The organism is Enterocloster sp. HCN-30185 (assembly GCF_037890305.1).
Lineage (GTDB): Bacteria > Bacillota > Clostridia > Lachnospirales > Lachnospiraceae > Enterocloster.
In genome coordinates this window covers 338715-351106 of record NZ_JBBKBT010000001.1, presented here as the reverse complement: position 1 = coordinate 351106, position 12392 = coordinate 338715, and the positions used below count along the sequence as shown (strand labels likewise).

At 48.9% G+C, this 12392-nt stretch carries 11 protein-coding genes; 10 read left to right on the top strand and 1 reads right to left on the bottom strand.

Annotated elements, in window-relative coordinates; all coding sequences use genetic code 11:
* Positions 1-117 precede the first annotated feature (117 nt).
* The 10 genes from WKT10_RS01620 to WKT10_RS01575 all read left to right on the top strand — a co-directional run bounded on the left by WKT10_RS01620 (position 118) and on the right by WKT10_RS01575 (position 11238).
* On the top strand, positions 118-1059 hold the full coding sequence (locus WKT10_RS01620) for a hypothetical protein (RefSeq protein WP_340275015.1): 942 nt from the start codon (positions 118-120) through the stop codon (positions 1057-1059).
* 455 nt (positions 1060-1514) lie between these two features.
* Positions 1515-2954, top strand: coding sequence for a proline--tRNA ligase (gene proS / locus WKT10_RS01615; RefSeq protein WP_066544797.1), 1440 nt, complete (start codon positions 1515-1517; stop codon positions 2952-2954).
* Entirely contained in the window at positions 2954-4270 is a 1317-nt protein-coding gene (locus WKT10_RS01610; RefSeq protein ID WP_340275013.1) for a CCA tRNA nucleotidyltransferase, read from the top strand. Before proS ends, WKT10_RS01610 begins: the two co-directional genes overlap by 1 nt.
* An 89-nt stretch (positions 4271-4359) precedes the next feature.
* Positions 4360-4728 carry a RidA family protein gene (locus WKT10_RS01605; protein ID WP_066544793.1) on the top strand — a complete coding sequence of 123 codons (369 nt, stop codon included), beginning with the start codon at positions 4360-4362 and terminating at the stop codon, positions 4726-4728.
* Between the two features lie 170 nt (positions 4729-4898).
* Positions 4899-5456 carry a methylated-DNA--[protein]-cysteine S-methyltransferase gene (locus WKT10_RS01600; RefSeq protein WP_066545291.1) on the top strand — a complete coding sequence of 186 codons (558 nt, stop codon included), beginning with the start codon at positions 4899-4901 and terminating at the stop codon, positions 5454-5456.
* Between the two features lie 17 nt (positions 5457-5473).
* A complete protein-coding gene (locus WKT10_RS01595) occupies positions 5474-6304 on the top strand; it encodes an arginase family protein (RefSeq protein ID WP_066544792.1) in 831 nt (276 codons plus the stop codon).
* 40 nt (positions 6305-6344) lie between these two features.
* Entirely contained in the window at positions 6345-7430 is a 1086-nt protein-coding gene (locus WKT10_RS01590) for a DctP family TRAP transporter solute-binding subunit (RefSeq protein WP_340275010.1), read from the top strand.
* Positions 7411-8166, top strand: a complete 756-nt coding sequence (locus WKT10_RS01585; RefSeq protein WP_066544789.1) for a MurR/RpiR family transcriptional regulator — start codon at positions 7411-7413, stop codon at positions 8164-8166. Before WKT10_RS01590 ends, WKT10_RS01585 begins: the two co-directional genes overlap by 20 nt.
* A 129-nt stretch (positions 8167-8295) precedes the next feature.
* Positions 8296-9879, top strand: coding sequence for a PTS transporter subunit EIIC (locus WKT10_RS01580; protein WP_340275007.1), 1584 nt, complete (start codon positions 8296-8298; stop codon positions 9877-9879).
* 24 nt (positions 9880-9903) lie between these two features.
* Positions 9904-11238 carry a 6-phospho-alpha-glucosidase gene (locus WKT10_RS01575; protein ID WP_066544783.1) on the top strand — a complete coding sequence of 445 codons (1335 nt, stop codon included), beginning with the start codon at positions 9904-9906 and terminating at the stop codon, positions 11236-11238.
* Positions 11239-11319: 81 nt separating this feature from the next.
* On the opposite strand, the gene WKT10_RS01570 is transcribed toward WKT10_RS01575, so the two are convergent.
* Entirely contained in the window at positions 11320-12366 is a 1047-nt protein-coding gene (locus WKT10_RS01570) for an FUSC family protein (protein ID WP_337433351.1), read from the bottom strand.
* Positions 12367-12392 lie beyond the last annotated feature (26 nt).

Genomic DNA, 12392 nt, shown 5'->3' with positions numbered 1-12392 from the left:
TTCCTATACGTTTTCTTACTTTTTTTAAAATCTATTGATTCATGGTGAAAAATTAGCTATAATCTGCTCATAAAAAACAGATAAAACAAACAATATGTATAAAAGGAGGTTTCCTATATGAGAAAACGTAATTTAACCGGTTTATTATTTGCAGCAGCATTCGTGATGGCAGGAACCCAGTTCGGCAGTGTAGAAGCTCAGGCAAGACCTCACCATGGAGAGGATTGGGAGGACAGATGGGAAGATCGTTGGGATGATGACGATCGCTGGGACGATGACGATGACGACGATGATCGCTGGGATGATGACCGTTGGGACGATGACGATGATGACGATCGTTGGGAAGGCGGACACGGTCATGGAAATGGGAATCATGGAGGTGGTAATAACAGCGAGCACCGTCCGGCAGCAGGCGGAGCAGTAAATGTAGTTTACTTCTGTGAGGAGGATAATACCGTCTGGGCCAATGGCGTTATCTGGGCAGCGGGCCTTGTAGATGGAAAGGGAAATGTAAACTCCAGCGAGCTGACCAATGTGCCGGAAGGCTATAAGTTAAAGGAAGTAGGAGACTTCTACTACGACGGCGGCGCAGAACTCCGTATTCAGATTGTGCCAGAGCATAAGTATGGCGGAATGGTAAACGTAGTGTATGTATGCGAGGAAGAGAACCATGTATGGGCGAACGGAGAGATCTGGGCAGCGGGCCTTGTAGATGGAAAGGGAAATGTAAACTCCAGCGAGCTGACCAATGTACCGGAAGGCTATAAGTTAAAGGAAGTAGGAGATTTCTACTATGACGGCGGCGCAGAGCTTCGGGTTCAGATTGTACCGGAGCAGAAACTTGGTGGAATGGTAAATGTAGTGTATGTATGCGAGGAAGAAAACCATGTATGGGCGAACGGAGAGATCTGGGCAGCGGGTCTTGTAGACGGAAAGGGAAATGTAAATTCCAGCGAGCTGACCAATGTACCGGAAGGCTATAAGTTAAAGGAAGTAGGAGATTTCTACTATGATGGTGGTTCTGAGCTTCGTATTCAGATTGTACCATGGTATCGTTAATAATCTGCTTTAAGAAATGTGTTGTAACATAAATGAACAGCGATATGCCGCAGGAGCCGGATTCATCTGGTATCTGCGGCATATTTTTTCAAGCGTCGGGAAAATATCCATGTTGACAAACCACACAATCCGTCGTAGAATTTACAATGACGAAAGACATACTTTCCATGATGCGACATAGATACATGAGAAAGGCTAAGAAGGGGAATAGTAAGCCCGGAGCACGTTGCAGAGAGAGGAACAAAAGGTGGAAGTTCCTTACGAAAGCCCGGACCCAACCGGCCCTGGAGCCCTGTATGATGAATACAGCGCAGATCCGGCGTTAATGGATAAAAGAGAGAGTCATAAAGACTAATCAGGGTGGTACCGCCGAGCTGTTCGGTCCCTTGCAGAGCGCATAGATGCATGGGATTGGATGGCTTTTTTGTTATATAGAAAAGAAAAGGAGAATCATCATGGCAGACAACAAAAAAATGGTAGAAGCCATCACATCCATGGACGTGGATTTCGCCCAGTGGTATACGGATGTGGTAAAGAAAGCAGAACTCTGCGATTATGCAAGCGTAAAGGGCTGTATGGTAATCAAGCCTGCGGGCTATGCGATCTGGGAGAATATCCAGAAGGAGCTGGACCGCAGATTTAAGGAAACAGGCGTGCAGAACGTATATATGCCTGTATTTATTCCGGAAAGCCTTCTTCAGAAGGAGAAGGATCATGTAGAAGGCTTTGCGCCTGAGGTTGCATGGGTGACACACGGTGGATTGGAGCCTCTTCAGGAGCGTATGTGTGTAAGACCTACCTCTGAGACGTTATTCTGTGATTTTTACGCAAAGGACATTCACTCCTACAGAGATCTTCCGAGAGTTTACAACCAGTGGTGCTCTGTTGTCCGTTGGGAGAAGACAACCCGTCCGTTCCTGCGCTCCAGAGAGTTCTTATGGCAGGAGGGCCATACGGCTCATGCCACAGCGGAAGAGGCAGAGGAGAGAACCGTACAGATGTTAAATGTGTACGCTGACTTCTGCGAGCAGGTTCTGGCGATCCCTGTTGTAAAGGGACAGAAAACAGACAAGGAGAAGTTTGCAGGCGCAGAGGCTACCTATACCATCGAGTCTCTGATGCATGACGGAAAGGCACTGCAGTCCGGTACCAGCCATAACTTTGGCGACGGTTTTGCAAAGGCCTTCGGCATCCAGTTTGCAGATAAGGACAATACCTTAAAGCACGTTTACCAGACTTCCTGGGGTATGACAACCCGTATGATCGGCGCTATTATCATGGTACATGGCGATGACAACGGCCTGGTTCTGCCTCCGAGAATTGCTCCAGTACAGATCATGGTTGTACCGATCCAGCAGAAGAAGGAAGGCGTTTTAGACAAGGCGTTTGAGCTGAGAGACCGGCTGGTGAAGTCCGGCTATGCTGTAAAGGTAGATGATACGGACAAGAGCCCCGGCTGGAAGTTTGCAGACTGCGAGATGCGAGGTATTCCTCTGCGTGTGGAGATCGGTCCTAAGGATATGGAGCAGAATCAGGCCGTTCTGGTGCGCAGAGATACCCACGAAAAGACAGTTGTTTGCCTGGACGAGCTGGAGGCAAAGGCCGGTGAACTGCTTGAAACCATTCAGAAGGATATGCTGGAAAAGGCCAGAGCTCACAGAGAGGCTCATACCTATACTGCTACAGAATGGGATGAGTTTGTGGATACCATTAACAATAAGCCAGGTTTTGTAAAGGCTATGTGGTGCGGCTGCCGTGAGTGTGAGGATAAGATTAAGGAAGAGACAGGCGCTACCTCCAGATGTATGCCCTTTGAGCAGGAGAATCTCTCCGACCACTGCGTATGCTGCGGCAAGCCGGCGAAAAAGATGGTTTACTGGGGACGGGCATATTGATGAAAATACAGATTCCCGCTGCTGCACAGGAGATTGTAGAAAAGCTTTGTGAGCATGGATATGAGGCGTATCTGGTAGGCGGCTGCGTACGGGATATGCTTCTGGGACGGGAGCCGGGAGACTGGGATATTACCACCAGTGCAAAACCGGAGGAGGTCAAGGCTGTATTCCGCAGAACCGTGGATACAGGAATCCAGCACGGCACGGTGACTGTAATGATGGGAAAGGAAGGCTACGAGGTTACTACCTTCCGGATTGACGGCGATTATACTGATGGCCGTCATCCGGACAGCGTGACCTTTACGCCGGATCTCATTGAGGACTTAAAGCGCCGGGATTTTACCATCAATGCTATGGCTTATAACCGGGATCGCGGTCTTGTGGATGCCTTTGGAGGCCGGAAGGATCTGGAGGATGGTGTGATCCGCTGTGTGGGAGCGGCAGAGGAGCGCTTTACAGAGGACGCTCTGCGCATTTTAAGAGCCATCCGTTTTTCCGCCCAGCTTGGGTTTGAAATTGAGGAGCATACGGAAAATGCCATAAAAAAAATTGCTTCCAATCTGGTCCATGTAAGCCGGGAGCGGGTTCAGGTGGAGCTTACAAAGCTTCTTATAAGCCCCCTTCCCGGACGCATCCGGCAGGTTTACGAGACAGGGATCAGCCCCTGGGTATCAGAGACCTTTCACCGGATCCCGGAGATTTCCGGCGGCTCCTGCTTTCACATACCGTCCTCTGTTCCGGCGGAAAAATCACTGCGCTGGGCGGTTTTTATGCGGAAATGCGAGCCTAAAGAGGCTGTTTTGGTGCTTAAGGCGCTGAAGCTGGATAATGATACTATTTACAGGGTAAAGACTCTGGTTCAGTGGATTAAAGTTTCCCTGTGCGGGGAGCCGACAGAGGACAGTATACAGTCCGATAAAGACGGTGCAGCTATACAGGCTGGTTATTTAAAAAAAGAGCTTTCCAAGCATAATGACAGGATAAAAACCGGACTGCGCCGGGCTATGAGCCGGATGGAGCCGGAGCTGTTTGACGATCTCCTTAGAGTAAAGCTGTGTCTGGCTGAGGAGTGTCCGCCTGCGGCGGAGTGCCTGAGAGCACTTTGCTGTCTCAGAGATGAGATCCGCCGGGATGGCGACTGCATAAGCCTTAAAATGCTGGCAGTTACGGGGAATGATCTTATAAAGGCGGGGATGAAGCCCGGAAAAGAGGTTGGAACCCGGCTGCAGCAGTTTCTGGAACTGGTGCTGGAGGATCCGGTGAGGAATACGAAGGAATATCTGCTGTCTCTGTTGTCCTCTGTAAGTGATGCATAAACATAGGATCTGCATTAAGAATAAAACATTGCATAATGTATAAAAGTCGGCTATAATAGGCCTTATTAAGGTATTAGGAGGTTTTCGGAATGAACGTAATTGACACAAAGAACGCACCAGGTGCAATCGGACCTTATTCTCAGGCATTTGAGGTAAATGGGGTAATCTATACTTCCGGACAGATTCCTGTAAATCCGGCAGACGGTACAGTAGCAGACGGCATTGCCGCTCAGGCAGAGCAGAGCTGTAAGAACGTAGGCGCTATCCTGGAGGCAGCAGGCAGCGGCTTCGATAAGGTATTCAAGACCACCTGCTTTTTAGCAGATATGGGCGACTTTGCAGCATTTAATGAAGTATATGCAAAGTATTTTACCTCCAAGCCGGCAAGAAGCTGCGTAGCAGTAAAGACTCTTCCAAAGGGAGTTTTATGTGAGATCGAGGCAATCGCAGTAAAGTAATCTGCCTGCAGGTGATAAGAAGGGAAGGGAGCCGCAGGGCTCCTTTTTCTTTGCCTGAAGGCGGACCGGACTCTGGGCCGGGATTGATCGGACAGATGGCGGGAGCGGCACGAAAAACGGTATGATCTGGGAGAGCAGGAGAATTTGAGCGGATGGATGACAAAGGAAGAATCATTTATCAGACAGTGTATGAGTCCCCTGTAGGTGCTTTGACTCTTACAGCTTCAGAGGATGCTTTGACGGCGCTTTCCTTTCCACAAGAGCGGTATCCCGAAGATGTAGAGCGGCTGACGAAAGAGCGTGAGGTATGTATTCCTGCTGCGGACAAAATCCCCCGGATTCTGAGAGAAACAAGGGAATGGCTGGATATTTACTTTTCAGGAAAAAGGCCGGACTTTACCCCGGCTCTGGCGCCGCAGGGAAGTGATTTCAGAAAGGTGGTCTGGGAGGAACTGTTAAAAATCCCCTATGGCTGTACAATAACTTATGGCCAGATTGCAAAGCAGGTGGCAGACCGAAAAGGCATTTTGCGGATGTCTGCCCAGGCAGTGGGAGGAGCGGTAGGACATAATCCCATAGGCATCATCATTCCCTGTCACCGGGTTGTAGGAACGGGAGGAAATCTAACCGGATTTGGAGGCGGGATTCGGACAAAGGAAGCACTGCTTAAACTGGAGGGCATGGATATGGGCCGGTTTTATATTCCGAAGAAGGGAACAGCACTGTAAAAAGGAGCCAGAAACAAATGAGAAAAAAACAGGTGGTTCTGATGAATTTCAGCGGGATCTACGAAACAGAGAGCTTTTATGAAACGGTTCCGCAGGAAAACAGAATATGGCTGGACTGCAGAACAATTCCCGGCACCAACTGCTACTGTGACGAAGAGGGGGAAAGGGAGCTGAAGGAAAGGATGGAGCCTCTTGGAGCGGAGGGGATCCATTTTCTGGATTCCGGCAATTATCATTATGTCACAAAGCTGTGGCTGGATCAGGTGAAGGAACCCTTCGATCTTCTGGTACTGGATCATCACACAGATCTGCAGCAGCCCATGTTTGGAGATATTCTCTCCTGCGGGGGATGGATTCGGGCCTCTTTGGAGGAGAATCCTTATCTGAACCGGGTTTTTCTGGCAGGCCCACCCTGTGAGGCAGTGAAAGAAGCGGAAAATGAGCTTCCGGAAGAACTGTGGAAAAAGGTGGTATGGATTCCGGAGGAGGCACTTAAGGAGAAGTGGGGAGCCGGAGCTTTAAAATATGCCAGATGCTTTGGGGATTCTGGATGCGCCGGAGATATCCGGCGATTGGAGGATTCTGAGGATCCTGTGTATCTCTCCATTGATAAGGATGTCCTTTCGCCCGATTTTGCCCGCACCAACTGGGATCAGGGACAGGCAGGCATAGCGGAAACGGCGGATTTTATCAGGACTTTTCTTAAAGGACGTACACTGATCGGAGCAGATATATGCGGTGAAAACCCGGAAGGCGCAGAGGGGCCGGAGGCAGAGGAGGAGCGGCGGATCAATGATACTGCCAATGGGCTGCTTTTAGAGACGGTTCTTGGCTGCTTTGATGAATAAATGATGGCTGCTGCGATAAGATAAACAAAAGGAAAAAATCATGGTGAATAGAAAAAAACGGCTGTTTTTTCTGACTGCTGCCGCTGTACTTTGTTTGATAGCGGCATCCTGCGGTTCTGCTTCCGATGGCTTTGACGGTCGGATGGCAGAGCCTTCGATAACGCTTCTTTTAAAGAATAATCTTCCAGATGAAAGCATTACAACAAAAGCGGTGGAATGGTTTTCGGAGCAGGTAGAGGAGCGGACGGAGGGACGGGTAAAAATAGAAGTATTGAATAATGCGGATATGGGGGACGGGCGCGCCTGTTTAGAGCAGCTTCAGTACGGAGGAACAGATATCGTAAAGGCAGATGTTTCGGCTCTGGGAAATTTTGTTGAGGAATTTAATGTACTGGGAATGCCGTATATTTATGAGGATCCGGAACATTTCTGGGCGGTTCATAATGGCCCGATCGGTGAAGAACTGCTCCGGGGAGCGCAGATGGCAGAGCTTGGGATGTACGGATTGACCTACTATGACGGAGGAAGCCGCTGCTTTTACAGTTCCAGGGGGGAAATACACAGTCCTGGAGATCTTGAGGGACTTGACGTACGGGTTCAGCAGTCGGAAACAGCGCTTTCTATGGCAAGAGCACTGGGGGCAAGGCCGGTAACTGCGGATTATTCCGAACTGTACCGTACGCTGCAGTCAAAGGAGGCAGACGCGGCGGAAAATTCCATTGTAAATTATTATGCTCAGGCATTTTATGAGGTGGCGCCTTATTTTACAGAGGACAATCACACACGGTCTGCAGATGTGCTGGTGATGAGCCTGGAAAGCCGGAAAAAGCTGTCCGAAGGAGATTTGCTGATTCTGGATAAGACGGCGGAGGAATCCTGCGAATATCAGAGGAAGCTGTGGGCTGAGGAAGAGGCGGCTGTGAGAGAAGCGCTTTTACAGAAAAATGCTGTGATCACTCAGCTGACAGACAGTGAATATGAAGCATTCCGTCAGGTTTGTGAGCAGATCTGGTACAGCTACCGGGATGGCAGGTATATTGACCTGATCGACCGGATCGTGGCAGTTGGATATCTGCAGAAGCTGCCCGAGCAGGAAGGAGAAATTTATGAATCTGGATCTGAATAAGCTGACCTGCGGTGTGTCTTTGACGGATACAGAGCAGGCGGTGCTGGAATATCTGCTGCTTCATCTTGATGAGGCTTTGAAGCTGGGGGTCCGGGGAGTTGCAAAGGCTAATTTTACTTCTACTTCTACGGTGATGCGTCTTTCCAGAAAGCTGGGCTATAACGGTTTTATTGAGATGTATTATAAGCTTTTGGGGGCTGTGGGAGAAGGAAGCCAGAGCTATGAGCTGAACGAGGGCTTTATCAGCCATTTTGCAGGAGAGGGAGCTGTTTCCATGGAAAATTACCGCAGCCTCCGTCTGGCTGCAGAAAAGATCTACCAGACAGATCAGGTGGTTTTTATCTATGGCATGGGATTTTCATCCATGATGGCAGAATATCTGGCAAAAAAGCTGCTGGTATTGGGAATCAAGTGCATTTTTTCTGATGGGGCTGATTCCATTGGAGTCTTTGAGAATAATCTGGAGGATATCGGCGTTTTTATCGTTTTTTCCAGATCGGGCCGTTCTCCCTATGTGCTCAACCGTGTGAAAATGGCAGAGGAGAACACAGTGTTTACCGTGGGCTTTACCAATGACGGGGCAAGCCCCTTAAAGGAGCACTGCGGCTGTATTATAGAGGTGCCGGATGACAATCCTTTAGATGACAGAAACATGAAGCCGACCCTGTTTTTTTCTAAGATAATGACCATGATCGAGCTTTTGGTTTATGAATATTACCAGGTTTCTCTGGGATAAGAAAACGTGTTACACATCCGGGTAACACGTTTTCTTTTGTCTGAAATCTATGTACTTTTGCCCGTTGTCTGCGTATAATCCAATCATCGACCACGCGGGGTTAAAGTTAGAAAAACGGAGAGGTATGAAATGAAAGAAAAAGTTATGAGCACAATGCAGGCATTTTCCAAAGCTATGTTCATGCCGGTGCTGATCCTTCCGATCGCCGGTCTTCTCATTGCAGTGGGAAATGTATTTACAAACGCAAGACTGATCGAGATCCTTCCATTCCTGGATAATCCGGTAACAAAGGGCTTCGGAACCATCTTATCCGGCGCTCTGGTGGCTATTTTAAATAACCTGGGACTGATCTTCTGTGCAGGAATCGCAGTTGGACTGGCAAAGAAGAAAAAGGCGGAAGCCGGATTTACTGCCATGCTGGCATTTCTGGTATTTATCAATGCCATGAACAAATTTATGGATCTTCGCGGTATTTTAGCTGATCCGGCAGCCTTAAGAGGAACCGGACAGGCGATGGTTCTGGGAATCCAGATTCTGGATATGGGCGTATTCCTGGGAATGATCCTGGGCTGCGTGACCGCGTATGTACACAACCGTTTTATTGATACAGAATTTAACAATGCGTTCCAGATTTACGGCGGAACACGTTTCGTATTTATCGTTCTGATTCCTGTGGTTATCCTGTTGGCAGTAGCGCTGACTTATGTATGGCCGGTGGTTCAGTCCGGTATTGACCAGCTGGGATATTTCATCAATCAGGCCGGAAACTTCGGAATCTTCCTTTATGGAGCATTAGAGCGTCTGCTGATCCCCACAGGACTTCACCATCTGGTATACACTCCGTTCCTGTACACCAATCTTGGCGGTACTGCTGAGGTGGCAGGACAGGTATTTGAGGGCTGCCGCAACATTTACTATGCAGAAATGGCAGATCCGAACGTAGCGATGTTATCCGCTTCTGTTGTATGGGATGCAAGAGGACTTTCCAAGATGTTCGGTCTGGTGGGCGCATGTCTGGCTATGTACCATACTGCAAGACCGGAGAACCGTACAAAGATCAAGGCAATCCTGATCCCGGCGGCATTTACCTCCTTTATCGCAGGCGTAACAGAGCCCATCGAGTTCTCTTTCCTGTTTACAGCGCCTATCCTGTTTGTAGCGCACGCTGTATTAAGCGGTTTGGGTATGGTTGTATTTAACCTGCTGAACTGCCGTGCCATCGGACCGAATGGTTTTATTGACTTTATCCTTTACAACCTGCCGTTGGGGATTGAAAAGACAGCATGGCCGACGTACCTGCTGATTGGTGTAGGCGAATTTGTAGTTTACTACCTGCTGTTCCGTTTTATGATCGCCAAGTTCAACTTAAAAACTCTGGGACGTGAGTCTGAGGGCATGGAAATGAAGCTTCATACCAAGGCTGAGTACAAGGAGAAGCAGGAAGGCAAAAAGAACGCAAAGGGCGAAGAAATCAACGCAGCTCTGATCGTGGAAGCCCTGGGCGGAGCAGGCAATATCGTAAAGGTAGACAACTGCTTTACCCGTCTGCGTCTGATTGTAAAGGATAATACTCTGGTACAGGATGATGTTTTAAAGCAGAAGACAGGAGCTGCCGGAGTGATGAAAAAGGGAGAAAACGTACAGGTAATTTACGGTCTCCACATTAACCAGGTGAGACAGGCAGTGGATAGGGAACTGGGCCTGGATCAGTAAAGTTTAGAAAGGGAGTATGCAGATATGGCAAAGAAAGCATTTGATGTAGTAATCGCAGGCGGCGGAAGCACCTATACACCGGGAATCGTGAAAATGATGCTGGAGCACCAGGAGGATTTTCCGTTAAATTCCGTTACCCTTTACGACAATGACGGGGAGCGTCAGGCTGTCATCGGGGAAGCGCTGGAGATACTGATGAAGGAGGAAGCACCCCACATTCATTTCTCCTACACCACAGATCCTGCGGAAGCATTTACAGGAAAGGATTTCTGTATGGCACATATCCGTGTGGGAAAATACGCCATGCGCCAGTTAGATGAGAGAATCCCCTTAAAGTATGGTGTGGTTGGTCAGGAAACCTGCGGACCGGGCGGTATTGCCTACGGTATGAGAAGCATCACCGGTATGCTGGAGATCATTGACTATATGGTAAAATATTCTCCTGAGTGCTGGATGTTAAACTACTCCAATCCGGCCGCTATCGTGGCAGAGGCCTGCCGGGTACTGCGTCCCGATGCAAGAGTCATCAATATCTGCGATATGCCCGTAGGAACCAGAAGAAGAATGGCCTACATTGTGGGAAAAGAGTATGATGATCTGGATGTGCGCTATTTCGGCCTGAACCATTTCGGCTGGTGGACCAGCGTAAAGGATAAGACCACAGGCGAGGATTATATGCCAAAGCTCTTAGAGTATGTGTCTGAAAACGGTTACCTTACTCAGAAGGCCATTGAGACTCAGCACATGGATGAGAGCTGGCAGGCAACCCACAGAAAGGCAAAGGACCTTCTGGCACTGGATCCCCAGTTTTTACCAAATACTTATCTGAAATATTATCTTTATCCCGACTATGTGGTAGAACATTCCGACCCAAACCACACCCGCGCCGACGAGGTGATCGAAGGCCGTGAGAAAGAGGTATTCGGCGCAGCCAGAGAGATCATCCGCAAGGGTACGGCCACCGGCGGCGAGTTTACCGTGGACAATCACGCTTCCTTTATCGTGTCTTTGGCAAAGGCTATCGCCTACAACACCCATGAGATCATGCTGTGCATCGTGGAGAACAAGGGCGCGATCAGCAACTTTGACTCCGACGCCATGGTAGAGGTTCCCTGTGTAGTAGGAAGTAACGGTCCTGAGGCTATGTGCCAGGGCGAGATCCCCACCTTTGAGCGCGGGATGATGCAGGAGCAGCTGGCAGTTGAGAAGCTTGTGGTAGAGGCTTATGTAGAGAAGAGCTACTTAAAGCTGTGGCAGGCTCTTACTCTGTCCAAGACCGTGCCAAGCGCCGGTGTGGCAAAGCAGATCCTTGATGAGCTTATTGTGGCAAATAAGGAGTATTGGCCGGAGCTTAAGTAATATTTTAAAATGAAAAACAGCTCAGGGTGTGCTGCCTGAAAATGGCGGCGGCCCTTGGGCTGTTTTTTGATTTTCCATATTCTATTCCCTGCAGAAAAGCCGGTCGGAAGCCCTGTCAATGAGACTGCCCATCAGAGCTGTATAGAAGGCAGCGCCTGCATTGGTTGCAATGCGCAGGATCACAGCGCCGGCTGCACCGAAAAGTCCGGAGGCAATGGAGAGGGCGCCGAAGGTATTAAATACCGTCTGCCAGGGGTATCCGGCAGAGTATCCCACTCCGATGCCGCCTAAAAGTCCGATCATGGGATGGAGTTCTTTGGGCAGAACGGCATAGATTACAAGAAAGATCATGCATCCCAGGATGTTGTAGATCCAGCGTATGTGAGCCCGTTTTACAAGATCCTTCTGGAAGGGAAGGCACACGGACATACAGGCAATTCCGGCCCACATGGCCCGTGGGATACCGAGAAGAGATGCAATTAAAAGTACCGTAGATACACATAAGGTCAGCTTGATATACCACCGATTTCTCAGGGAGCGGGGATCAAATTCGTGGAACAGATCCTTAAATTCTCTTTTGTGAAGCCGGTGTTTCTGATTTTTATAAAATACTGCCATACATAAAAGCATACCCACAAAAAGCCCGGCCGTACGCATCATCCAGGAATAGCCGCTTACATCATAGCCCTGAAGAATCAGATAGGACAGCACAAAGGTAGAATGGTTGGACATGATTACATTGTGGCAGCCTAAAAGCATCAAAAGCAGGATGCAGATCAGATTGATAAAAAAGGCGGCAAAGGGAGATACCATATTGGACAGTCTGGGGCCGGTCATGAGAATGCCAAAGATGCCGGCAATACATAAAAGCCCGTGAGAGGTATGGATTCCAAAATCGGCCTGGCGCAGCACTAAAAGAGCCAGCAGCACAACTACTCCGGCGATACTGTTTTCATTTCCAAATATCATACTGAACAGCGTGACGGCGGCAAAGCAGAAGGCGACAACCAGATAGACCTTGAAGTTGTAGATAAGAATGTGGCGCATACGTTCCTTTTTGTCCCGGGTGATCCGGATCAGGGCTTTGGAACCAGCGGAATTTAATTGCAGTTCCTGATAAAATGTCATTTGTAAAAACCTGCCACTCAAAATGT